The sequence below is a fragment of the Streptomyces sp. NBC_00448 genome, from assembly GCF_036014115.1.
Classification (GTDB): domain Bacteria; phylum Actinomycetota; class Actinomycetes; order Streptomycetales; family Streptomycetaceae; genus Actinacidiphila.
On record NZ_CP107913.1, the window covers coordinates 7,629,768 to 7,653,723 of the forward strand.

At 70.9% G+C, this 23,956-nt stretch carries 20 protein-coding genes and 2 pseudogenes; 14 read left to right on the forward strand and 8 right to left on the reverse strand.

What is annotated here, in order from left to right:
* Window positions 1–150: 150 nt before the first annotated feature.
* The 6 genes from OG370_RS32880 to OG370_RS32905 all read left to right on the forward strand — a co-directional run bounded on the left by OG370_RS32880 (window position 151) and on the right by OG370_RS32905 (window position 9,099).
* Entirely contained in the window at window positions 151–2,340 is a 2,190-nt protein-coding gene (locus OG370_RS32880) for a molybdopterin oxidoreductase family protein (RefSeq protein ID WP_328470681.1), read from the forward strand.
* Entirely contained in the window at window positions 2,337–3,644 is a 1,308-nt protein-coding gene (locus OG370_RS32885) for an NAD(P)/FAD-dependent oxidoreductase (protein WP_328470683.1), read from the forward strand. The genes OG370_RS32880 and OG370_RS32885 overlap by 4 nt, the downstream gene beginning before the upstream one ends.
* Complete coding sequence (gene nirB, locus OG370_RS32890; protein WP_328470685.1) at window positions 3,641–6,235, forward strand: nitrite reductase large subunit NirB; 2,595 nt, start codon at window positions 3,641–3,643, stop codon at window positions 6,233–6,235. The genes OG370_RS32885 and nirB overlap by 4 nt, the downstream gene beginning before the upstream one ends.
* Window positions 6,232–6,621 carry a nitrite reductase small subunit NirD gene (nirD, locus tag OG370_RS32895; RefSeq protein WP_328470687.1) on the forward strand — a complete coding sequence of 130 codons (390 nt, stop codon included), beginning with the start codon at window positions 6,232–6,234 and terminating at the stop codon, window positions 6,619–6,621. The genes nirB and nirD overlap by 4 nt, the downstream gene beginning before the upstream one ends.
* 125 nt (window positions 6,622–6,746) lie before the next feature.
* The gene (locus tag OG370_RS32900; RefSeq protein ID WP_328470689.1) at window positions 6,747–8,195 is read left to right on the forward strand and encodes a nitrate/nitrite transporter; all 1,449 of its coding nucleotides are present in this window, start codon (window positions 6,747–6,749) and stop codon (window positions 8,193–8,195) included.
* A gap of 52 nt (window positions 8,196–8,247) precedes the next feature.
* Entirely contained in the window at window positions 8,248–9,099 is an 852-nt protein-coding gene (locus OG370_RS32905) for a hypothetical protein (protein WP_328470691.1), read from the forward strand.
* A gap of 223 nt (window positions 9,100–9,322) precedes the next feature.
* Here OG370_RS32905 and OG370_RS32910 read toward each other — a convergent pair whose 3' ends face one another.
* The 4 genes and pseudogenes from OG370_RS32910 to OG370_RS32925 all read right to left on the reverse strand — a co-directional run.
* Window positions 9,323–10,084, reverse strand: coding sequence for a MerR family transcriptional regulator (locus OG370_RS32910; protein WP_328470693.1), 762 nt, complete (start codon window positions 10,082–10,084; stop codon window positions 9,323–9,325).
* Window positions 10,085–10,266: 182 nt separating this feature from the next.
* A pseudogene (locus OG370_RS32915) lies at window positions 10,267–11,605 on the reverse strand (IS1380 family transposase); the annotation flags it as partial.
* Window positions 11,606–11,634: 29 nt separating this feature from the next.
* A complete protein-coding gene (locus OG370_RS32920) occupies window positions 11,635–12,456 on the reverse strand; it encodes a hypothetical protein (RefSeq protein WP_328474652.1) in 822 nt (273 codons plus the stop codon).
* Between the two features lie 192 nt (window positions 12,457–12,648).
* Window positions 12,649–12,717 (reverse strand): annotated as a pseudogene (locus tag OG370_RS32925) (integrase); the annotation flags it as partial.
* Between the two features lie 178 nt (window positions 12,718–12,895).
* Here OG370_RS32925 and OG370_RS32930 point away from each other — a divergent pair.
* The 4 genes from OG370_RS32930 to OG370_RS32945 all read left to right on the forward strand — a co-directional run bounded on the left by OG370_RS32930 (window position 12,896) and on the right by OG370_RS32945 (window position 17,765).
* A complete protein-coding gene (locus OG370_RS32930) occupies window positions 12,896–13,363 on the forward strand; it encodes an RrF2 family transcriptional regulator (RefSeq protein ID WP_328470695.1) in 468 nt (155 codons plus the stop codon).
* Between the two features lie 84 nt (window positions 13,364–13,447).
* The gene (locus OG370_RS32935; RefSeq protein ID WP_328470697.1) at window positions 13,448–14,647 is read left to right on the forward strand and encodes a globin domain-containing protein; all 1,200 of its coding nucleotides are present in this window, start codon (window positions 13,448–13,450) and stop codon (window positions 14,645–14,647) included.
* Window positions 14,648–15,636: 989 nt separating this feature from the next.
* Window positions 15,637–16,068 (forward strand): PASTA domain-containing protein, encoded by a 432-nt coding sequence (locus tag OG370_RS32940; protein ID WP_328474654.1) that lies wholly within the window; start codon window positions 15,637–15,639, stop codon window positions 16,066–16,068.
* A 245-nt stretch (window positions 16,069–16,313) separates the two neighbouring features.
* Window positions 16,314–17,765, forward strand: a complete 1,452-nt coding sequence (locus OG370_RS32945) for a M1 family metallopeptidase (RefSeq protein WP_328470699.1) — start codon at window positions 16,314–16,316, stop codon at window positions 17,763–17,765.
* A gap of 181 nt (window positions 17,766–17,946) precedes the next feature.
* Here the strand turns inward: OG370_RS32945 and OG370_RS32950 are convergent, their stop codons facing one another.
* The 4 genes from OG370_RS32950 to OG370_RS32965 form a co-directional block, all read right to left on the reverse strand.
* Window positions 17,947–18,123, reverse strand: a complete 177-nt coding sequence (locus tag OG370_RS32950) for a hypothetical protein (RefSeq protein ID WP_328470701.1) — start codon at window positions 18,121–18,123, stop codon at window positions 17,947–17,949.
* Window positions 18,124–18,141: 18 nt separating this feature from the next.
* Window positions 18,142–18,396 (reverse strand): hypothetical protein, encoded by a 255-nt coding sequence (locus OG370_RS32955; RefSeq protein ID WP_328470703.1) that lies wholly within the window; start codon window positions 18,394–18,396, stop codon window positions 18,142–18,144.
* Between the two features lie 1,089 nt (window positions 18,397–19,485).
* Complete coding sequence (locus OG370_RS32960; protein WP_328470705.1) at window positions 19,486–20,205, reverse strand: SDR family NAD(P)-dependent oxidoreductase; 720 nt, start codon at window positions 20,203–20,205, stop codon at window positions 19,486–19,488.
* 23 nt (window positions 20,206–20,228) lie between these two features.
* The gene (locus OG370_RS32965) at window positions 20,229–21,116 is read right to left on the reverse strand and encodes an alpha/beta hydrolase (RefSeq protein ID WP_328470707.1); all 888 of its coding nucleotides are present in this window, start codon (window positions 21,114–21,116) and stop codon (window positions 20,229–20,231) included.
* A gap of 106 nt (window positions 21,117–21,222) precedes the next feature.
* Between OG370_RS32965 and OG370_RS32970 the strand changes: the two genes are divergently transcribed.
* The 4 genes from OG370_RS32970 to OG370_RS32985 all read left to right on the forward strand — a co-directional run bounded on the left by OG370_RS32970 (window position 21,223) and on the right by OG370_RS32985 (window position 23,750).
* The gene (locus tag OG370_RS32970) at window positions 21,223–21,672 is read left to right on the forward strand and encodes a MarR family winged helix-turn-helix transcriptional regulator (protein ID WP_328470709.1); all 450 of its coding nucleotides are present in this window, start codon (window positions 21,223–21,225) and stop codon (window positions 21,670–21,672) included.
* Window positions 21,673–21,691: 19 nt separating this feature from the next.
* Window positions 21,692–22,258 (forward strand): alcohol dehydrogenase catalytic domain-containing protein, encoded by a 567-nt coding sequence (locus OG370_RS32975; protein ID WP_328470711.1) that lies wholly within the window; start codon window positions 21,692–21,694, stop codon window positions 22,256–22,258.
* 14 nt (window positions 22,259–22,272) lie between these two features.
* Window positions 22,273–22,632 (forward strand): zinc-binding dehydrogenase, encoded by a 360-nt coding sequence (locus OG370_RS32980; protein ID WP_328470713.1) that lies wholly within the window; start codon window positions 22,273–22,275, stop codon window positions 22,630–22,632.
* 122 nt (window positions 22,633–22,754) lie between these two features.
* Entirely contained in the window at window positions 22,755–23,750 is a 996-nt protein-coding gene (locus OG370_RS32985) for an IS1380 family transposase (RefSeq protein WP_328470715.1), read from the forward strand.
* Window positions 23,751–23,956 lie beyond the last annotated feature (206 nt).

Genomic DNA, 23,956 nt, shown 5'->3' on the forward strand with positions numbered 1-23,956 from the left:
GGCGGTCGCGCCCACGTTAGACAACTCCGGCCGCGTGTTACGGAACATGTCCTGCCGCGCACCACGTCACCCCTGCCGCGTGAGCGATGGGTACCCCGGGCGCAACACCGGCGACAAGGGCGTGTAACGCCCCGCCGTCATGGTCGTGGCATGGATACCACGACCGACACCCACTGCCCGTACTGCTCGTTGCAGTGCGGTATGCGCCTTGCGGTGGCCGGGGATTACGCGATGTCCGGCGGCGGGACGGCGCCCGGGGGCGGCTTGCCGCATGTGGTCGAGCGACCCGAATTCCCGGTGAACCGGGGTGCGTTGTGCGGGAAGGGGCGGTCGGCCGCCGCGCTCCTCGGCCGGGCGTCGCGCCTCACCACGCCGCTGCTGCGGGTGCGCGGCGGGTTGCGGGCGGCGAGCTGGGACGAGGCGCTGGACCGGGTCGCGGGGGGCTTCGCCTCGATCCGGTCCGAGCACGGCGCCGACGCGGTCGGCGTCTTCGGGGGCGGCGGGCTCACCAACGAGAAGGCGTACCAGCTGGGCAAGTTCGCCCGGGTGGTGCTGGGTACCGCCAACATCGACTACAACGGGCGCTTCTGCATGTCCTCGGCCGCCGCCGGGAATCGGGCCGCCTTCGGCCTGGACCGCGGGCTGCCCTTCCCGCTGGAGGACATCCCCCGCACCGAGTGCCTGATCCTGGTCGGCGGCAACCCCGCCGAGACCATGCCGCCCGCGCTCCGCTACTTCAGTGAACTGCGGGATAACGGCGGCACATTGGTGGTCGTGGACCCGCGGCGCACCCGCACCGCCGAGCACGCCGACATCCACCTGCAACCGCGGCCCGGAGCCGACCTGGCGCTCGCTCTCGGCCTGCTGCACCTGCTGATGGCCGACGGCCTGGTCGATACCGCCTTCGTCGAAGCCCGCACCACCGGTTTCGAGGAGGTCCGAGCAGCGGCGACGGCCCACTGGCCGGAGCGCGTCGAACGGCTGACCGGCGTACCGGCCGCCCAGCTGCGCGAGGTCGCGGGCCTCTTCGGACAGGCCCGTACGGGGATGGTGCTCACCGCGCGCGGACCGGAGCAGCAGAGCAAGGGCACCGACACCGTGAAGGCGTGGATCAACCTGTGCCTGGCGGCCGGCAAGGCGGGCCGGCCCTACTCCGGCTACGGCTGCCTGACCGGCCAGGGCAACGGGCAGGGAGGGCGCGAGCACGGCCAGAAGGCTGACCAGCTCCCCGGCTACCGCTCGATCGACGACCCCGCCGCGCGTGAGCACGTCGCCCGGGTCTGGGGGGTCGACCCGGCGGCGCTGCCGCACGCGGGCCGGTCGGCCTACGAGCTGCTGGACAGCCTCGGCCGGCCGGGCCCGGACGGCGTGCGCGGGATGCTGCTGATGGGCTCCAACCCGGTCGTCTCCGCACCGCACGCGGCCCACGTCACGGCGCGGCTGCGCGCGCTGGACCTGCTGGTGGTCAGCGACCTGGTGCTGTCCGAGACGGCGCAGCTCGCCGACGTGGTGCTGCCGAGCACCCAGTGGGCCGAGGAGACCGGCACGATGACCAACCTCGAAGGCCGGGTGATCCTGCGCCGACGCGCCGTGGAAGCGCCCGAAGGTGTACGGAGCGACCTGTGGACGATGCGCGAACTCGCCCGACGGCTCGGCGTCGCGAGCGGGTTCGAGGAGGACCCGGAGAAGGTCTTCGACGAGCTCCGCCGCGCCTCCGCCGGCGGGCCGGCCGACTACGCGGGCATCACCTACGGGCGTATCCGCGCGGAGGACGGCGTCTTCTGGCCCTGCCCGGCGGAGGACCATCCCGGCACGCCGCGGCTCTTCCTCGACGCCTTCGCCACACCGGACGGCCGCGCCCGCTTCTCCCCCGTCACCCACCGCCCGGCGGCGGAGGAGCCCGACGCGGACTACCCGCTCCACCTGACCACCGGACGGGTGCTGTCCCAGTACCAGAGCGGCGCCCAGACCCGGCGCGTCGAGGCCCTCTCCCGCGCCGCGCCCGGCCCCTTCGTGGAGTTGCACCCGCTCCTCGCGCGGCAGCTGGCCGTCGCCGAGGGGGAACTGCTGGCCGTCACCTCGCGGCGCGGCCGGGTGGTCGCGCCGGCCCGGATCACCGACGCGATCCGGCCCGACACGGTGTTCATGCCCTTCCACTGGGCGGGCGCCGGCCGTGCCAACACGCTCACCAACCCGGCGCTGGACCCGACGTCGAAGATGCCGGAGTTCAAGGTCTGCGCCGTCCGGGTCGAACCGGCACGGGCCGACGCTCTGGGATCGGAGGCGGCTGAGGCCGCCGCGGCCGGCCCCGTCCCGGGGCGCCCCTGGGGGACGGCGTGAAGGGCCGCCGTATCGCCGTCGTCGGGGGCGGGATGGCCGCCGCGCGGTTCGCCGAACGCTACGCCGCGCTCGGCGGCACCGGCACGGTCACCCTCTTCGCGGCCGAGCCCCGCGCCCCCTACAACCGGGTCCTGCTCGCCGACGTGCTCACCGGCCGCTACGACGCCGAGGCGATCGCCCTGCCGATCGGCGGGGCGCGGCTGGAGGTGGGCGGCGAGGTGGTGGCGGTGGACCTCCGCGCGCGCACGCTGACGCTCGCCGACGGCCGGCGCCGGAGCTGGGACGACCTCGTCCTCGCCACCGGCGCCAATCCGCTGCTGCCACCCGTCCGCGGGCTGCGCGGCCCGGACGGCGGGAGCCTGCGCGAGGGTGTGCACGCCCTGCGCACCCTCGCGGACTGCGTCCGGCTGGCCGAGGACGCCACCTTGGCGCGCCGCGCCGTGGTCGTCGGCGGAGGGGTCCTCGGCGTCAGCACCGCCCGTGCGCTGGCCGCGCTCGGGCTGGCCGTGGAGATCGTGCACCAGGGGCCGCACCTGATCGAGCGCCAACTCGACGAGGAGGCTGCGGCGGCGCTCCGCGCCGGACTGCGCCGCCTCGGCGTCGAGACCTACCTCGGCAACCGTGCCCGCGCCTTCACCGACGGGCGCACCGCCGGGGGCGGGCGCCACGTCGAGCTGGCCACCGGCTACTGCCTCGGCACCGACCTGGTGGTGCTCGCCTGCGGCGTCCGGCCGCGTACCGCGCTCGCCCACGCCGTGGGCCTGCGCGTCGGCACCGGCGTCGTCGTCGACGACACACTGGCCGCGTCGGCGCCCGGGGTGTACGCGATCGGCGACTGCGTGCAGCACCGGGGCACGGTGCACGGCCTGTCCGGGCCTGCCTGGGAACAGGCCGACGTGCTGGCCGCGCGGCTGTCCGGCGCCGATCCGCACGCCGTCTACAGCGGCTCCCGGCCGCTGGCCCGCCTGACCGCCGGGCCGCTGGAGTACGCGGCCTTCGGCGAGATCGACCACACCGACGAGGTTCTGGCCGTCGACCCCGAGCTGGACGTGCTGCGGCTGAGCGACGCGACACGCGGCAGCTACAAGAAGCTCGTCCTGCGCGGCGACCGCCTGGTCGGCGCGATCCTCCTCGGCGACCTGGCCACCGTGGACGGGATCACCCGTGCCTACGAGCACGACGCCCCGCTGCCCGACCGCCCTCTCCACCTCCTCACCGCGGGTGCCACCGCCGCCCCCGCCCCGCCCGCCGCCACCTCCGTCGAGGCGTCGACCCCCCCGCCCGCAAAGGGAGTTCTCCGATGACCGATCGCCAGACGTCCCACCGGCTCAAGGACCTCGTCGTGGTCGGTCACGGCATGGTCGGCCAGCGCTTCCTGGAGGCCCTGACCGAGCAGCCGGGAGCCGCCGCCTGGCGGGTCACCGTGCTCGCCGAGGAGCCGCGCCCCGCCTACGACCGTGTCCACCTGACCTCGTGGTTCTCCGGTACGAGCGCCGAGGAACTGTCGCTCACCCCGGCCGGCTTCCTCGCCGAGCACTGCATCGACCTGCGCCTGGGCGACGGGGCCGCCTCGGTCGACCGGGCCGCGCGGACGGTCACCACCACCTCCGGCCGGGCCTTTTCCTACCACGCGCTGGTGCTGGCCACCGGCTCCTACCCGTTCGTCCCGCCCGTCCCCGGCCACGACGCGCCCGGCTGCCACGTCTACCGCACCATCGAGGACCTGGAGGCGATCCGCGCCGACGCCGAGCATGCCCGGACCGGCGTCGTGGTCGGCGGCGGCCTGCTCGGCCTGGAGGCGGCCGGAGCGCTCAGCGCCCTGGGGCTGGAGACACACCTCGTGGAGTTCGCTCCGCGGCTGATGGCGATCCAGGTCGACGAGGGCGGCGGCCGGCTGCTGAAGCGAAAGATCGAGAACCTCGGCGTCCACGTGCACACCGGCGCCGGCACCCAGGCCCTCCTCGTCGGCGAGGACGGCCGGGTGCGGGGCATGCGGCTCTCCGACGGCCGTGAACTCCCCGCCGACATGGTCGTCTTCTCCGCCGGGGTGCGCCCCCGCGACCAGCTGGCGCGGGAGTGCGGCCTGCCGGTCGGCGAGCGCGGCGGCGTAGTCGTCGACGAGCGCTGCCGCACCGCCGACCACCGCGTCCACGCCATCGGCGAGTGCGCGCTGGCCGCCGACGGCAGGGTGTACGGGCTGGTGGCGCCCGGTTACGCGATGGCCGAGACGGCCGCCCGTTCGCTGGCCGGCGGGTACCGCGACGAGGACGCCTTCACCGGCGCCGACATGTCCACCAAGCTCAAGCTGCTCGGTGTCGACGTGGCCAGCTTCGGCGACGCGCACGGGGCGACCGAGGGCGCCCTCGACGTCCTCTACAGCGACAGCCGCTCCGGCGTCTACCGCAAGCTCGTCATCGGCCGAGACGGGCAGTTGCTCGGCGGTGTGCTGGTCGGTGACACCGAGTCGTACGGGCTGCTGCGCCCGCTGGCCATCGCCCGCAAGCCGTTGCAGACCGCCCCCGAACAGCTCGTGCTGCCGGCCGGCCTCGGCCCCGCGGGGCCTCTCGCGCTTCCCGACGACGCCGTGGTCTGCTCCTGCCACAACGTCAGCAAGGCCGCGATCAGGAAGGCGGTCTCCGACAACGGCTGCACCACCGTCCCGGACGTCAAGAAGTGCACCAAGGCCGGTACCGGCTGCGGCAGTTGCCTCAAGGTCCTGGGCGGCATCGTCACCGAGGAGCTGGAGGCCGGCGGCGTCAGTGTCGCCCGCGGCCTGTGCGAACACTTCGCCCACACCCGCGCCGAACTCCACGAGATCACCCGCGTCGCCGGGATCACCTCGTTCTCGGCCCTGATCGACGGCCACGGCAGGGGCGAGGGCTGCGACATCTGCAAGCCCGTCGTCGCCTCGATCCTGGCCGGCCTGGCAGGCGGCCACATCCTCGACGGAGAACAGGCAGCCCTCCAGGACACCAACGACCACTTCCTCGCCAACCTCCAGCGCAACGGCTCCTATTCGGTGGTGCCACGGATCCCCGGCGGCGAGATCACTCCCACCGGACTGATCACCCTCGGCGAGGTCGCCCGCGACTTCGGCCTCTACACGAAGATCACCGGCGGGCAGCGGATCGACCTGTTCGGCGCCCGCGTCGACCAACTCCCGGCGATCTGGGCCCGCCTGGTGGCCGCGGGCTTCGAGTCCGGCCACGCCTACGGCAAGTCCCTGCGGACGGTGAAGTCCTGCGTCGGCGAGACCTGGTGCCGCTACGGCGTGCAGGACTCGGTCGGCCTTGCCATCGAACTGGAACTGCGCTATCGGGGCCTGCGCTCCCCGCACAAGCTCAAGTCCGCGGTCTCTGGCTGCGCCCGCGAGTGCGCCGAGGCGCAGGGCAAGGACTTCGGCGTCATCGCCACCTCCTCCGGCTGGAACCTGTACGTCGGCGGGAACGGCGGCACGACCCCGCGCCACGCCGACCTGCTGGCCGCCGACCTGGACCGCGAGACGCTGATCCGCACCATCGACCGGTTCCTGATGTTCTACATCCGCACCGCGGACCGGCTGGAGCGGACCTCCACGTGGCTGGAGCGGATCGATGGCGGCCTGGAGCACGTGCGGGCCGTCGTCATGGACGACTCCCTGGGCATCTGCGCCGAGCTCGACGCGCTGATGGAACGGCACGTCGGCGGCTACCAGGACGAGTGGGCCGCCGTGCTGGACGACCCCGAGCGGCTGAGCCGTTTCGCGTCCTTCGTCAACGCCCCCGGCACCCCCGACCCGACCGTGACCTTCGTCCCCGAACGTGGACAGGTCCGCCCCGCCCGCCCCGGCGAGGACGGGCGCATCCTCACCCCGGCGCTGGTCGCCGGCCCCCGGCTGGAGGTGCGTGGCGCATGAGCGGAACCGTGGAACTCTTCGACGGCCGCGGCTGGACCCCGGTCTGCGACCAGGACGCTCTGACCCCCGGCCGCGGCGTGGCCGTGCTCACCGAGGACGGCCGGCAGATCGCGGTCTTCCTCGACCGCGCCGGCGGCCTCCACGCGCTCGACAACCGCGACCCGTTCAGCGGCGCGTACGTCATCTCCCGCGGCATCCTCGGCAGCCGCGGCGACACGCCGACGGTGGCCTCGCCGATGTACAAGCACGTCTTCGACCTGCGCGACGGCCGCTGCCTCGACGAGGAGACCGCTCCAGACGGCACGCCCGCCATGCTCCGGACGTATCCGGTGCGCAGCACGGCCGGCACCCCTTCCGGGCTCTCCTCACCATCTGAACGGGTGTGAATGCGCGAGCCGTAGCACCGACGAACGGCGACGGGAGGACGCTCGAAACCTGTCGCTCGTAGCGTCGCCAGGGCACGGCGCGGTCAGACCGGACATTCCCAACCAGGTGAGGCGGGTGGCAACCGATGAGCACGGTCGTCGGAACGGAGGGGACCGACCCGGGCACCGGCACGGCGGTGGGCACGGGTGCGGCGGTGGACGCGGGTGCGGCGGTGGGCACGGGCACGGGCACGACATCCGGCGCCGGCCGGGGGCGCGGCATCACGGACTGGCGCCCGGAGGACGAGGCGTTCTGGGAGGCGGGCGGCGCCGCGATCGCCCGCCGCAACCTGGCCTTCTCGGTGTTCTCCGAGCACATCGGCTTCTCGGTGTGGAGCCTGTGGTCCGTGCTGGTGCTCTTCCTCGGCCCGAAGTACCACATCGACGCGGCGGGCAAGTTCACCCTCACCGCGCTGCCGACGGCCCTCGGGGCGGTGCTGCGGCTGCCGTACACCTTCGCGGTGGCGAGGTTCGGCGGGCGGAACTGGACGGTGGCGAGCGCCCTGCTGCTGTTGGTCCCCACGGCACTGGCGGGGATCGTGCTGCACCCCGGCGTGTCCTACCGGACGCTGCTGGCGGTGGCCTGCGTCGCGGGCGTCGGCGGCGGCAACTTCGCCTCGTCGATGGCGAACATCAACGGCTTCTTCCCGCAGCGGTTCAAGGGCTGGGCGCTCGGTGTCAACGCGGGCGGCGGCAACCTCGGGGTTCCGGTGGTCCAGCTCGTCGGCCTGCTGGTGCTGGCCACGGCGGGCGCGGCACATCCGCGGCTGGTGCCGCTGGTGTACGTACCGCTGATCGTGGTGGCCGCGCTGGGCGCCGCGCTGAGGATGGACAACCTCCCCGCAGCGCCCGACGACCGGTGGGCGCTGCGCGATGTCGCCGGGGACCCGCACAGCTGGGTGATGTCTCTGCTCTACGTCGGCACGTTCGGTTCGTTCATCGGCTTCGGCTTCGCCTTCGGCGAGGTGCTCCAGGTCCAGTTCCACGCCCAGTTCGACACCCCGGTCAAGGCCGCCTGCCTGACCTTCCTGGGCCCGCTGCTCGGTTCGCTGGCGCGGCCGTTCGGCGGACGGATGGCCGACCGCTGGGGTGGCGCGAGGGTGACGCTGTGGACGTTCGTCGCGATGGCCGCGGGCGCGGGCCTCGTCCTGGCGGCCTCGCACGCGCACTCGTTGCCGGTGTTCCTCACGGGCTTCGTGGCCCTCTTCGTGCTGAGCGGGCTCGGCAACGGCTCGACCTACAAGATGATCCCGGCTCTCTTCCAGGCCAGGAGGCGCGCCGCCGTCGCGTCCGGCACGAACCCGGACACCGCGGAAGGCGACGCCCGCCGCCGGGCATCGGCACTCATCGGCATGGCCGGCGCGATCGGCGCGTTCGGCGGGGTGCTGGTCAACGTCGCCTTCCGCCAGTCCTTCCTGGCCGGCGACAACGGCGACCCCGCCTACCTCGCCTTCCTGGCGGTGTACGCGGTCTGCTCGACCGTGACCTGGACGGTCTACGTCCGGCCCGGGGCGGGAACGCTGCGCGGCCTCTGAGCTGAGAGCGTGGCGGGTGTGCGGATTCACGGCGGCTCCACGAATGGGGGTGATGTGCGCGCCCTCGTACGCCGACCTTGCGGCCCCGCTCGGCCAGCAGCTCCAGGGCCGTCGCGACGCGCGGGTAGACGGGCTCGCCGTCGTAGCCGATGCGCCAGGCGTTGCCCTGGGCGTCGCCGTCCAGCGAGATGCCGATCTGCAGGCCGGGGCAGAGCTCGTCGAACAGGTCGAGCCACGCGGCGTCGAGCTGGACGCCGCTGGTCTGCATCGACACCCGCACGACCTTCGGCTGGGCGGCGAGTTCGCGCAGGACCTCGGCGATCACCTCGCGGCCGGCGGTCAGCGGCTCCCTTCCGTGGAGCTCGGCGGCGAGCGCGCGGTGCCGGAAGAGCCGGTCCAGATGTTTGATCTGGTCGCCGCTGATCCGCGCTCCGCCGGGCGACGGCACATTCCGGACCTGGATCACGCCGCCGACGTACGTGGTGCGGACGATCGACGACCTGGCCCAGGCCATCGCCGAGGCTCTCACGCCGTACGAGCCCATCCCGATGCCGGCCGCTGTCGTCAAGATGTACATGACCAAGCCTCCGACCCGCTGAACCGGCGGGCGACCCGGCCCAGTAGAGGTTCAGCGCGGGTGGAGCTGTCCGGTGGTGGGGACGTCGAGGACGAAGATGTGGCCGATGTCCGCGTCCGGGTAGCCGTAATCGATGTTCTTCACGCGAAGTTGCTGCGGGGTGGCCTCGACGATCTGAACGGCGATGGGATCCGGGCGGCCGGGCAGGGACAGCAGCCAGCCCTGGGCCAGGTAGTCCAGTCCGGCGCGGTCCAGGCACTGGCGGGCGTGGTCCTCGCCGCCCGGTCCGCTCAGCGGGTGGCCGACGAGGGTGCCGGGACGAACTGACCCAGGGCGTCTTCAACGGGGCGCAGGTAGCCGAGGAGTTCGTTGTCCTCATGGCGGTGGTGGCGGGGCCAGTAGGCGGGGATCACAGCGGGTACTCCAGGGGCGGGGCGGTGCCGCTCCGTACGGAAGGCGCCGCCAGGAGATGGGAGCGGGTGGAACGTGGGGAGCAGGGTGGAAGGCGCGCCAGGTTGCTGGGTCTGCAGCCCCAGCAACTGGTGACCGGTCAGCTCAGCCGGGAGTCGGCGTAGGCGACCATGGCGTCCCGCTGGTATTCGGCCAGCCCGGCGGCGACCTGGTCGTAGGCCGCGCGCCACTGCGCGTCTTCGACGTAGTTCTGCCCCAGGGCCTTGAACGAGGCCGCGTCCGATGTCCACATTCGGCAGATGCCCTGGTAATGGGCGTCGACCTCGGCCTGCACGGCGGGGTCGGTCATCGGCGTGTCAGCCTGCATGAACTCGGCCATACGGACCATCGCTGCGGTCGCCTCACCCTGCAGCCGCTCCATCTCCGCCTCGGTGAGCGTGGCGGCGAACTGCGCCGACTGCTGCGCCTGGTCGGGCCACTGCGTGCGGGCGGGCGACTCGTAGCGTGCGGTGTCGAAGCCAGCGAACAGGTTCTCCGGCCTGCTGATCTTCCCCATGTCGGGTGTCTCCTCGTCCTCCTCTAGTTCGGCGATGGTGCGGGCGACCGTGCGGACGAGTACGTCGAGGCGGTCCCGCTCGGCCAACAGTCTGCGTTGGTGCTCACGCAGCGCGGCCACCTGGTCAACCTGGCGCTCCAGGACTGCCGCGATCTCCCGCAGCCCCAGACCCAATTCCCGCATCAGCAGGATCTGCTGCAGCCGCAGCAGCCCGGCCTGCTCGTAGTAGCGGTGGCCGTTGCTGCCGATGTACGCGGGAGCAAGCAAGCCGATCTCGTCGTAGTGGCGCAGGGTCCGCGACGTCACCCCGGACATCCGGGCCACGTCCGCAATCGACCAGGCCATGGCACCGCACCTTTCCTCGCCGGGCCGGTGTGTCCGGCCACACGAGCGACCGTAGGAGTTGACGCAACGGAAAGCGCAAGCCGCACTGGACATCCCCCGACCCGTAACGCTCAGTAACCGAACCCGTCGGCGTACCCACCGCTCACACACATCAGACAATCGCCTGCAGGCCCCCCGAAGCGCCTACTGCCGGGCGCTCTAAGGCGGGCGGCTGCGTGCAGCAAGCGGTAGCGGAGCTTCTTCGGCTCTGCGGTGGCCAACTCGGCGTCCAGCAGGAGAGTCTGGGCCCAGGCGAGCACGTCGATGGCGGTCAGGGCCAGCTCCAGCCACGCGGTGTTGATCGCGAAGTGGCGGGAGGGGAACCGGCCGCAGCCGGTGGTTTTCCCGCAGCGGATGCGGTCGTCGACGCGGGCGTGGCCGCGGTGGCGGACCTCCAGATGCTGCAGGGACCCTTCGCCGACGGGGGTGTCGGTGAGGAACACCTGGTGGCGCATGCCCTCGTCAAGGTCGAACAGCGACAACTGCGCTCCGGGGTGTGGGCGTTCACGCCGGACGATGACCCGCGTGCCGTCGGGGAGTGCGGTCAGGTCGACCATGCCGGTCAGCTCTGCGACCTCGGCGCCGGCCCGCAGTGTTCCGTCCTGCTCCAGCGCCGGGTGCCAGAACTGTTCGGGCAGGGTCCGGATCGCCCGGCGGACCGGCTCGGTGATGGCGTATCCGACAGAGAAGGACGTGTGGATGCCCCGTTGCCGAAGGGAACGCAGGTGGGCGAGGAAGATTTTGGCGCCGCCGGCGCTGTCGGCGCGGACCAGGATCGGGGTGCCGTGGCGGTGCGCGTCGGGGATCTGGGCCAAGGCTCGGTCGAGGACGGTGGTGGTCGGTTGCGGTGTTGGCGCCTGCGTTGCCAGGCCGTAGCACGCCGGCCAGTGCCTCGCCGGTGTTGTCGAGGAAGCACAAAAGCGGGTGGTGGCCGAACCCTCGTTTGTAGGTCGGTGCCGCCTGTTCCTTGTCGGAGTGGCAGGTCACCAAGGTAGCGTCGATGTCCAGGACCAGGCCGGGCAGGTCGCGTCCGCCGTCGCGGGCCGCGGGTATACCGCCTGTGGTTTCTGTGACCTGGAGCCAGGCCGCTTCCCGCGCGGCCGCTCTGGCCGAGCGCAACGCGGCGAGCGCGGCCGGGTCGAGGCAGGACAGCAGACGCCAGGTCGTCGGGGTGGAGGCGACCGGGCCGAATACTTCCGGTTGGTCGCGCACCAGGGCCAGATCGGAGATGGTCTGGCCACCGTCGGCGAGCATGACTGCCACATCGACTGCGACCCTGCCCGGATCGTGCCCGGTGCCACGTGGCCGAAGCCGGCGCAGCGCGTCACTGAACGCGTCGGTCAGGCCGGTGGCATCGGCGAGGTCGGCCAGCAGACGCGACCCGGCATGGCTGACCACCCCACGGCCATCGGCCGACACGACAAGCTTGGGACGCGACCCGGTAGTCTGCACGCAGAAAGTGCCTTCTCGCTGTGATGGCAGAAGCCCTAGACAAGCCTCATCATCCCAGCTCAGAAGGCACTTTCGCGTTCCCGCCCAAGGTCTGGACACCACCGCAAACGAAAAGCGGAGGCTAGGTGCCCGATACCGCGCATATCGCGCGAGAAGCCCTCTTCCAGCACGACCGTGTCCGGGTCGAGGGAGAGGTGCACCAGGATGATCCCGTACGACGGACGGAAGAGGACCGAGGCGCGGTTCACCATCCGCCGGTACGCGATGTAGTGGCGAAGCCGGGCCACCTCCACCTCGCCCCACGCGTTCAACGCCTCGTCCAGCTCGCCGTACAGATCCCGCAGCCCGTCAGGAACAACGTTCGGCACTGCCCGAAGCCTGTCGCCGGCACCGGTCGCCCCCCGGTTGCGCTGCTGCGCCGGACCCGGTCCGGCAGACGCGGGTGAAGACTCGACCAGCATCAGATTCAGCAGACCACCGTCGAAGACCCGGTAGCGCACCAGGTCGATCCGTCTGCGGTTGTCGTACACCGCGACCCGGTCATGCCGGGAGGAGTCGCCGGCGATGCAGACCGCCCGCGCGTTCCGCCAGTCGATCTCCTCGACTGCCCCGGAACCCGGCCGCTTCCGCACCAGCGCTTCGAACTCGTGACGGGCGGAACACAACCACGACAAGTAGGAGGAAGCCTGGGACAGTCCCCCACTGTCCACCGTCTTCGTGTACTCCACCACCACCGGAGCGCCGTTCTCGTCCAGACCCAGGGTGTCGATCCGGCCTCGGTGCCACGGACCCGTCGGGTACTCCGACGCCAGGAACCGAATGCCGAGCATCGCCTCCATGCCCGCCTCGACCCGACGCTGCAACTCCACCTCCAGCGTCACCGTCGCCCCGCGCAGCTGGGGCTGTGGGCGCGAGGCCGGGCGCGCCTGGCTCAGGCCGGCACGTCGTGGCCCAGGCACCGGCCGTGGGCGCCGCCGAGCGTGCGACGGGCGGTCCACGGTGAACCTCGTACCGCTGCTCGCTGGGATCGTCCGGGCTGTCTGCGCGCTGCGGGCGCGTTCTTCAGAGCTTCCACCCTTGTCGCCGCGGATGCGGGCGCGTTCGCGGCGCTGGGCAGCGAGGACGTTGGGATGGCGGGCGTTGGCGCCCCCCGCCTGCTCGTCCCGCACGGTCAGCGGCTCCCCCGCGCGCTCACGCGCGCTCACGCGCCCAGGGGGGCATCAACAAGGAGCAGGGCTTCCATGGCGCGCGCGGCGGCGGTCATGCCCACCGGACACCCCCGAATACGAATGTTGGATGCCGGTTAGCTACAGTCCTCCCATGAGGCTGACGAAGAGAACCGACATCGCGCTGCGGATCGCCATGCGGCTTGCGGTCCTCGAAGATGGCGTCAGCCTCACCACGCAGGAGGTGGCGGACTCGATCGCCGTGCCGTACTCCCACGCCGCCAAGGTCGTCGCACGCCTGTGCCACCTCGGGGTTGTCGAGGCACGGCGCGGTAGCGGCGGTGGCCTCACGCTGACCCGGGCCGGGCGCACCGGCTCGCTCGGTGCGCTGGTCAGGGATCTGGAGGGGGCCGGCGACGTGGCCGGATGCGAAGAGTCCCCGGCCTGTCCGCTGCGGGCCGCCTGCCTGCTGCGGGGCGCACTGCGCCAGGCCCAGGAGCAGTTCTACGCCGCCCTGGACCACCTGTCCGTCGGCGACCTCGTGGCCTCGCCGACCGGCCCGGTCCTGCTCGCCCTGTCACCTCGCCCGTCGGGGCCGCCCGGGCGCAGCGCCCCGGCGTAATCCGGGGCGCACCCGACCGCCGCAACGACGCGGCGTGTCGGCGCGGAGATAAACATGAATCTGATATGCAAATTTGGAGTCGCCATGCTGTCATCCCGATCCGCCGGCACTGTTGAAGCCACCCTGCCCGTCGTGGGCGCGGCCATCGGCGAGATCAGCCAGGTGTTCTACCGGCGCTTGTTCGAGGCCCACCCGGACCTGCTCGGTCATCTGTTCAACCGCGGCAACCAGGCCAACGGCAGCCAGCAGCAGGCGCTCGCGGGTTCGATCGCGGCCTTCGCCGGCGCGCTGCTGGCCCGCCCGGAGGAGCGCCCGGACGCGCTTTTGGCGCGCATCGCCCACAAGCACGTCTCGCTCGGTATCACCGAGGGCCAGTACGAGATCGTTCACACGCACCTGTTCGCCGCAATCGCCGAAGTCCTGGGCGAGGCGGTCACCCCTGAGGTGGCGGCCGCCTGGGACGAGGTGTACTGGCTGATGGCCAACGCGCTGAAGGCCCTGGAGCGCGGCCTGTACGCGCAGTCGGGGCTTGCCCCGGGCGAAGTCTGGCGTACCTACCGGGTCGTGGCCCGGTACCAGGAGACCGATGACGTGGTCACCTTCCTGGTGCTTCCCGCCGACGGGCTCCCCGTGCCCGAGGGCCGGCCGGGCCAGTACGTGTCGGTCCAGGTGGAACTACCCGATGGTGCACGCCAGATACGGCAGTACAGCCTGTCCGGTCACCCGGACGGCGCGCTGCAGTTCAGCGTGAAGCGCGAGCTGGGCAACCCGCTCGGGGAGGTGTCCCACCACCTGCACGAGGCAATCGGCGTGGGCCTGGAACTGCGGATCAGCGCACCGTCCGGGGACGTCGTGCTGGACCGGGACGACGCCCCGCTGCTGCTCGCCTCCGCTGGCATCGGCTGCACGCCGATGATCAGCATGCTCGCCTCCCTCGTCGAGGAGGGCAGTTCACGCAAGGTCATCGCCGTGCACGGTGACCGCGACCAGACCAGGCATCCCTTCCGGTCCGAGCTCGGGCACCTGACCGGGAAGCTGGCGGACGCCGAGATCCATGTCTGGTACGAGCGCCCCCTGGGCGAGTGGCCCAAGGACCGGACCGGGCTGGTGGACCTGACCGGTCCCGGCGCACCCGCGATTCCGTCCGGGACTCGTGCCTACCTGTGCGGTCCGCTGCCGTTCCTGCGCGCCGTCCGTGCCCAGTTGCTGGATTCCGGCGTGCGGGCAGCGGACATCCACTACGAGGTCTTCGGCCCCGACTTGTGGCTGCAACAGGCCAGTTGAGCGCACCGGCTGAGTGTTGACGGGCGTGTCGCGGAGATCGGCACTGCTTCGGCTCCCAGCCGGCGCGAACCGCCGTCGGCACAGCCCTGCCGTCCCTGCCCGGGCCCGAAGAGTCGGGCCGACCGCCGCCCCGCGGCTCCAACTGGCCCGCTCGACTTTCCCGTTGTGTGACGCAGGTCTCAAAGAAGCGGTGCAGCAGGCAGGGGCGCTCCACCGTCATTGGGGGACAGGAAGGGGGGAGCGGTGTGGCTCTGGCAGCCAAATGGAATTCACGGCTCTCCGAGGCGAGTCGAACCCGTCGGTCCGAATGGTCCGGTCGGTCCGGATACTCGGGCCGGTCCGGATACTCGGGCCGGTCCGATCCGGCGTCGGCGGGAATCGACCCGGGGGGGAGGATTTTCCCTCCTTCGTCGCGGCCCGCTCCGGGGCATTGTTCCGAGGGGCCCTGGTCCTGACGGGAAGCCGTGAGGCCGCTGAAGATCTGGTCCAGGAAACCCCTGGAACGCACCTGCCGCCGTTGGCGCACCATCGTCGCCCAGGACACGCCGGACGCTTATGTGCGGCGCATCATGGTGAATTTGGCCAACGACCGGTGGCGGCGATTCCGTCGTGTCGTGCCCCAGCGGGACACCGGTGACGACCGGCTCGTCCCCGGGGACGAATGCGGGCGTGTCGACAGCAGGGACCAATTGGTCCGCGCCTTGCAACGTCTGCCGATAGGCATGCGCACCGTCGTGGTGTTGCGCTACTTCCACGACCTTTCTGATGCCGAAATCGCCGAGGATCTGCGGATCTCACCGAGCGCCGTACGTCCCAGCTCACCCGGGGACTCGAAAAGCTCCGGGTCCAGATACCCGCACACTCCGAACCTTCGTCACCGCAGCCCCGGAAAGGAGCCCGAACCGGATGACCGGCTACGCATCACCACCCCCGGGCGGCGCGGCGGTGACACCCACCCCGAATTCTTCGAGAAGGAACTGGTAACCGCCTTGAACGACTTCGCCAACACCTCCCCCGCGCCGCACTTCGACGCCACCGGCATCAAGACCCGTACCCGCCGCAGGCGCGCCGGTTTCATCGCGGGTATCTCCGCTGCCCTCATCCTGGCCGGCGGCGGCACCGCATTGGCCACCGTCGGCACCGGTACGCATGACGCGCCGCCGACCTCCCCCCGCGCCACCACGACGGCGACCACGGTCAAGGGGGACGTCACCACGGTGCCGTACATCAAGCCGTTCGACCTGAAGGACATGGACCTGTTCCTGGCCAAGGCGGCACTGGCGCAGGCCGGCCTCAAGGTCGGCAAGGTCACCCACGGGGTGGTCGACAACTGCAAGCCGGGTTCGGTCATCGCGGTCTCCCCGCTCAGCCCGACCGTCCTCCACAGCGGCGACAAGGTCGACCTGACCCTTTGCGGCTGACCGGCCCACAACGCCAGCAGGTCGATGCGGCGGGCAAGCGCCCGCGCATGGGGGCCTCTGCTGTCCAGGGGATCGACCGAGATCTTCCTGCGAAAGCAGAGGCCCGGTGGCCCAGTTCGTCACGGGCGGAACCAATGACGTATTCGCGCCCGGTCATCTCGGCAAATTGCTCTGGTTGGCCAGGAGGCTGACGAGCGAATCTGGGCGGACAAGCTCGGCGGCGACACATCTGTCACACTGCAACCATGCGAAATGTATTGCGTGGTGGGCGACTTGGGCTGCTCGCAGCCGCTTCCATCGCGCTCATAGCCGCAGGTCTGCCCGTGTCTCCCCCGGCCTCCGGAATCGGCGACCCTCTCTTCCCCGATCTGGGCAACTTCGGCTACGACGTCCACTCCTACGACATCTCCCTCACCTACAGCGGGGACAACACCAGCCCCCTCGACACCGTCACGAGGATCGACGCGACGGCGACCTCCCGGCTGAGCACCATCAACCTCGACTACACCCACGGCACGGTTCACTGGGTGGAGGTCAACGGCCGCCGGGTGCCCTTCGCAACGGTCGGCGAGGACTTGGTGCTTACCCCCGCCCACCGCGTACGGGCCGGCCAGCATCTGCAGATCAGCATCAGCCACTCGAACGACCCGACAGGCAACAGCATGACGGGTGGCTGGATACCCAACCCGGACGGGCTCGAACTACTCAACGAGCCCGATGCCGCTCACCGGGTGATCCCCAGCAACGATCATCCGTCGGACAAGGCCTACTTCACCTACCGGATCACCGCGCCCGCCGATGTCACTGCGGTCGCCAACGGTGTACTCATTTCCCACGCCCGGCACGGCGCGACCACCACATGGGTGTACCGAGGCGAACACCCCATGGCCACGTACCTCATGCAGGTCTCCCTCGGCGACTCGTCGATCCTGCACCGGCAGGGGCCGCACGGTCTGCCGATACGCGATGTCGTGCCAGCATCGGAGGCCGCGACGCTCGAACCCTGGCTGAAGATGACGCCTGGCCAGATCGGCTGGATGGAGAAACAACTCGGCGTCAGCTTCCCCTTCGAGACCTACGGGCTGCTGGTCACCGACACCCACATCGGCGCGGAACTGGAGACCCAGACCCTGCCGATCTTCGAAAAAAACCTCTTCACCCGAACCGACGTGCCCGCATGGTACGTCCAGTCGCTGATGGTCCACGAACTCTCCCACCAGTGGTTCGGCGACAGCGTCTCCCCGAACCGCTGGGCGGACGTGTGGCTCAACGAGGGCCACGCCACCTGGTACGAGACCCTCTACGGCGAGCAGCAGGGCGGCCCCACGCTGGACCATCGCATGCTGGCCGCCTACCAGGACTCGGACGCGGTACGGGCCGCGGACGGCCCACCGGCAGCGCCCAAGGCGCCGACCCCCGGCGTCGGGCTCAGCCTCTTCCGCCCCAACATCTACGACGGGGGATCGTTGGTCCTCTACGCGCTGCGCGAAGAGATCGGCGACCGCGCGTTCCAGCGCGTCGAACATGACTGGGTGCTCAAGCACCGGGACGGTTCGGCCACCACAGCCGACTTCGTCCGCCTCGCCTCGCAGGTGGCTGGCCGTGATCTCTCCGGCTTCCTCGACGGCTGGCTCTACTCCCCGGCCACCCCACCGATGCCCGGCCACCCAGACTGGCACACCACCCCCGCGACCTGACCCGGACGACGACAGGAACCGCCGTGAGGACCTCGTCGACCGCGGTTCCCGGGCGCCGCCGCTCAGGACCCTGCCCGCCCGCTGTGCGGAGGGTTACCTCCCGCCGTCCCCAACCTCAATGCCTTCGCCATCGCTGTAGCCGTGCGCCCCCTGTTGGCACTGTTGGTGGCAGTCGGACGGCTCAACCGTGTTCTGACACGGAATCGCTCCCAAGCTGCCACATTTCGTAGTTCCCGCATTCCGCCGTGACCTCCCCCGTCGCCTGAGCGGTGGTGAAGAAGTCGTCGACCACCGACGAGTTGCGCGATGCCGCCACCGCGAGGCACACCTTGTCGGGTGCCAGATCCGGGATGGGCATGTACCTGACGTCCGGATGCTAGTAGAACACCGTTGCCGAACAGGCCAGGAACGAGATGCCCCGGCCGGCCGCGACATGTTCGCGTGTCTCGTCCACCCCGCGCACCAGGTATCCGGCGCCGGGGTGCGGGCGCCTGGTGGGCTGCATGCTCGGGTCGGTATGCCAGGCCAGCGGTTCGCCGGCCAGGCCGGCCTCGGTGACCTCCTTCCTGCCGGCCAACCGTTGGCCGGCGGGTATCACCACCACCCGCAGCTCGGTGTACAGCGGGGCCACGCGCGGGTCGGCTCGTCGATGAGCAGCCGCACATCGCGACGTCGATGCGGCCGTCGAGCAGCATCGCGGCCTGATCGTCCCCTTCGATCCGCTGCACGTCCACCACCACGTCCGGGTGCCGGGCCTCGAACGCCCGCACCGCCGGGATGACCGCAATGCCTGCCCGGAAGCCGAGCACCTTCGAGATCTCGACGGGCTCAAGGAGGCAGCCGGGGGCTGCGACGGCGTCATCCACGTCGCGCACCCGCAGGACCTGCTTCCCTCGGGGGGATCGAGGCTGTGGCCGCCGCGGTGCTCCCGATCATGCTCGCGTACGGCGAGGCGCTGGCGGGGACCGGAAAGCCGCTGGTCGCAGTGGGAAGCATAGGCTCGCCGGGGGACCTGGGCCGACCGGACAGCGAGGAGGACCCGGCCCTTCCCGCAGTGCAACGAGTACAAGGGCGCCCTGCGGGGTCGCAAGGTCGTGGAGCCGCCGTCACCGGCCTCGCCGAGCGGGGAGTGCGGTCTTCGATCGTGCTGATCGCGCTCGGGAAGGGGAAGGGCTTCGTCGGCTGCCCAGGAGACGGCGCGAACCTGTGGAACGCCGTGCACGTCCGCGATGTCGCCTCCTTGTTCCGCTTGGCCCTGGAGAAGGGGCCGCCCGGCAGGTACTGGCACGCGGTTGGGGACGGGGCCCATCCCGTTCCGCCAGATGGCGGCGGCCACCGGCAGCCGTCTGGGCCTGCCCGCCGTGAGCGTTCCCACGGACGTACTCATGGTGCCGGGATACTTCGGGTCCTTGCGAACATCGTCACGCAGACCTACCCGGCGTCCAACCTCATCATCCGCCGGACGCTCGGCTGAGAACCCGGTCAGCACGGCCTGCTCGCCGATCTGGACAACGGCCATTACTCCTCCGCCGGCGGCAGGGTCCCGAATCGCAAGGTGGGGCGGGCATCGGTGAAGTCCGGCCGTGTCAGGGCCTGTCTGGCAGGCGTCGGGCGGGGCCATGACGCAGAACTCGTTGCCGTCCGTATCCGCCAGGACGTGCCATTCCCTCCGCTTCTCGTCGACCCGAATCCTATGTCTTCCGGCACGGCGGGCGATCGGTCAGGGGCGCTGCGGGTTGCCGATGCCGGGTGGTAGGAGGCTGGTTTCGGCCCGTCCGGTGCGGATGAGGTCGAGGATCGCGGCGGCGACCTGTTCCGGGGTGTGGACGGGGAAGTCTGCGGCGGCGGGGACGACGGCTCCGGCGCGCAGGGTCTGGTGGAACTCGGTGGCGGTGACGAAGGGGAGGACGGTGGAGACGGTGATGCCGTCTGCGGCCAGTTCCGTGCGTGCGGTGGCGGAGAGCTGGTTCAGGGCGGCTTTGCCGGCCGCGTATGCGCCGAGTCCTGGCAGGACCATCTGCGTGGTGGCGGAGCTGACGTTGACGATGGCGCCTCCTCCTTGCGCGCGCATGATGGGCAGCACCGCCTGCATTGCCACCAGTGGGGCGATCACGTTGAGGTCCAGGACGGCGCGGAAGTCGTCAGGGTCGACGTCCTGCAGGGGCAGGTGCAGGCCCTGGCCGGCGTTGTTGACCAGGGCGTCGAGGCGGCCGAAGTGGTCCGCGCCCGCCCTGACCGCGGCACGGATCTGGCTGGGGTCGGTCACGTCGCAGGTGACAGGGAGGGCGTGGGGCAGGTCGCTGGCGAGGGCGTTGATCCGTTCGGTGCGCCGGGCGGCCAGCACCACCCGGGCGCCGGCGTCGGCGGCGGCGCGGGCGGTGGCGGCGCCGATGCCCGAGGAGGCGCCGGTGATCAGGACGACTGTGTCGGTGAGGTCCATGCGAGAGGAATCCTTGTCGGTGGTCAGCGGGTGTGGGTGTGCAGGAATGCAGCGGCGCGGACGAGGGCGTCCTCGCCTTCCTCGAGGAGGGCGGCGAAGGCCTGGAAGACGTGGAGGACGTGGGGGGTGACGTCGAGGGTGACGGGGACGTGGTCGGCGGCGGCGCGGGCGGCGAGCCGGATCGCGTCGTCGAGGAGGTACTCCTCCGAGCCCGCCTGGATGAGTATCGGGGGAAGGCCGGTCAGATCGGCGTGGACGGGGCTGAGCAGGCCGTCGCGGGGGTCGGCACCGGCGAGGTAGTCGGCCGCACGGGTGCGCAGCGCGCCGGCGTTGATCACGGGGTCGAGTCCTGCGTCCTGGGGGACGTGAGGCACGGTGAGGTCGGCCCAGGGAGACAGGAGGATTGCGCAGGCGGGCTGGGGCAGGTCGCCCAGGCCGCGTGCGGCGAGCATCAGGGCGACGGCCAGGTTGGCGCCGGCCGACTCGCCGGCCACGGCGATGGGCGCGATGCCGTGTTCGCCCTTGACGAGCGCGTGGTAGGCGGTCAGGGCGTCGTCCAGGGCCGCGGGGTAGGGGTGCTCGGGGGCGAGGCGGTAGTCGACGGAGATCACCCGGGCTCCGGTCTTGCGGGCCAGGTTGGCCGCCAAGCCCGCCGAGGCCCGCGCCGAGCCGACCACGAAGCAGCCGCCGTGGAAGTACAGGACGGTGCTGTCCGGCGTGGTGGCGTGGGGTTCGATGCTCAGGGCGGGTATGCCGTCCAGGGAGAGGGATTCGATGCGGACTCCGTCCGGGACGGGGTTGGCGGCGACCATCTTGGCGAACAGCTCCCGCTGCTCGGTCACCTCGCCGCCGAGGTCGACGGGGGCGTTGCGCAGGATCTGGGCGACGTCCTCGCGCTGCTGCTGGCTCATGGGCGTTTCCTTCCGGGACGGCCGCGAAGCGGGCCGTGGAGCGGGAGCATGAAGTGCATTAGTGCTAATCTAATCAGAGCTAATGCATATGGCAAGTGGAGGCAGTATGGATCTGCGACAGGTGTTCGACGACCTGGTGCGCTTCGAGACCGACCTGTGGAACGAGATCGACGCCCGGCTCCGTCGCGAGGCAGACCTCTCGCTGGGCAACTTCAATGTGATGCTGGTCGTCGAGCGCACCGACAACTGCCGGGTCAACGACATCGCCGCGGCCTTGTCGATCACGATCGGCGGCGCAAGCCAGGCCGTCGACCGGCTGGAGAAGAACGGCCTGTGCGCACGCCGGCCCAACCCTGCCGACCGCCGCTCCTCGATCATCCAGCTCACCGAACCCGGCAGCACGCTGACCCGTGACGCCGGCCGGATATTCGACGAGGAACTCGCCGACCGCATCGCCGCCCCGCTCACCGCCGTGCAACTGGGCCACCTGGCAACGGCGCTCACCACACTGCGTACCGCCACGCCCCACCGGGCCGACACCATGCGCAAACCCTGACCCGCCAGGAGGAACACTCATGACTGCCGCACCCGGACACGCCCGCGCCGTCCGCTTCGACCGCTACGGGGATCGCAACGTCCTCTACATCGCCGACATCCCCGTCCCTCGCCCCGCCCCCGACGAAGTCCTGGTCGAGGTCAGGGCCGCGGGCATCAACCCCGGCGAGACCGCCATCCGCAGCGGCGCCCTGCACGAGCGGTTCCCCGCCGCCTTCCCCTCGGGGCAGGGCAGTGACCTAGCAGGCACGGTCCTCGAAACAGGCAGAGATGTCAGCGAATTCGCGCCCGGCGACGAGGTCCTCGGCTACTCCTGGCAGCGCTCCAGCCATGCCACGCACGCCGTGGTTCCGGCCGCCCAGCTGATCTGCAAGCCCGGGGAGCTCAGCTGGCCCGTCGCCGGCAGCCTCTACGTCGCTGCCTGCACCGCATGGGCGGCCGTCGACGCGGTCGAGACCCCAGGCCGGGCGAGGCAGTCGCCGTCTCCGCCGCCGCCGGCGGAGTCGGCAGCATCGTCGTCCAACTCCTCGCCCTGCGCGGCGTCCGCGTCCTGGCCATCGCCTCGCCCGGCCGAGCACCCTGGCTGACATCCCACGGTGCCGTGCCGATCCCCTACGGCGACCACCTCGCCGCGAACCTGGCCGCCAACGCCCCACACGGCATCGACGCCTTCATCGACCTATTCGGACCCCAGTACGTCCAACTCGCCGTCGACCTAGGCATCCCGCCCGAGCGTATCGAAACGATCATCTCCTTCGAGAAGGCCGCCCAGTACGGCACCAGGAACGCGGGCAGTGCAGACGGCTCCACCCGCGAGGTTCTCACCGAGATGGCCGCCCACGCCGCGAGCGGCCGCATCGAGATTCCCATTGCCGCCACCTACCCCCTCCACCGCGTCCGCAACGCCTTCACCGCCCTGGAGCAGCGCCACACCCACGGCAAGATCGCACTCATCCCCTAGCCTCGGGCTTTCAGGAGGTGGGCTGTCCGAAGCGTGATCGAAAACGCGAGAAGTGCTCCTGACCTGTAACGATAGGACTTGTCGAGGGTCCAGATCGTGCCGTGGAAAGAAGCACTTCTCAGGTGAAGAAGCGTATCGGGTCGTACCCGCGTGTCCGCATCGAGGGCGGCGGTCGGGCGGTGGTCTCCCAGGCCGGGGGCGTGCTGCTGGTCGAGACCGTCCGCAAGTCCGGCTTGGACACCGCGATATCAACGGCGCTGGCGCCGTGGCGGAAGGCTCGGGCGGTGCACGATCCGGGCAAGACCGTGCTGGATGTCGCTCTCGCGGTCGCGCTGGGCGGGGACTGCCTCGCGGATGTCGGGATGATGCGGGCCGAGCCGGCCGTGTTCGGCCCTGTGGCCTCCGACCCGACCGTCTCCCGCCTCATCGACACCCTCGCCGCGGCCGGCTCGAAGGCCCTGACCGCGATCCGGTCAGCACGAGCCGAAGCACGCGAGCGCGTCTGGAAGTTGGCCGGAGCCTCGTCGCCGGACACCACCGGACAGGTGATCGTGGACCTGGACGGGGTGCTGGTGCTGGCCCACTCCGACAAGCAGGACGCCACCGCGACCTGGAAGAAGACTTACGGACACCACCCGCTGATGGGCTTCGTCGATCACGGAAGCGGCGGCACCGGAGAGCCGGTGGCCGCGCTGCTGCGGCCGGGGAACGCGGGCAGCAATACCGCCGCCGACCACATCACCACCGCCCAACTCGCCCTGGGCCAGCTGCCGAAGAAGTACCGGCGTGGACGCCAGACGCTGATCCGTACCGACTCCGCAGGCGGTACCCACGAGTTCGTCGCCTGGCTCGCCCAGCGGGGCAGGTGGCTGTCGTACTCGGTCGGCATGACCATCACCGACGCCATCCACCAAGCCGTCCTCAACGTCCCGGCCGCCGCGTGGACACCCGCCGTCGAACCGAAAGGTGAGATCCGCGACGGCGCCTGGGTCGCCGAACTGGCCGGCGACGTCCTCAAGGGCTGGCCGAGGGGAATGCGACTGATCGTCCGCAAGGAACGACCCGTGCGCCGTGAGGCGCTGTTGATTCGAACGGAGGTGGGAGACCTTCGTCGCTGATCCTGTCGCAGCAGGACGGTGGAGCTGAGGGCAGTCTGATCCGGGTGGTGCCGGTGAGGGCGGGAAGCAGCCCTGACAAAGCCGGGACGTGTCAGCACTGCCAGATGGTGCGGGTCCGGCGAGCGGGACGGAAAGGAGTACGAGAGGAACCGGCGTTTACGTCCCTTCATCTTGCACCGGCTCGAATCTGGTGGATATGGGCCGGG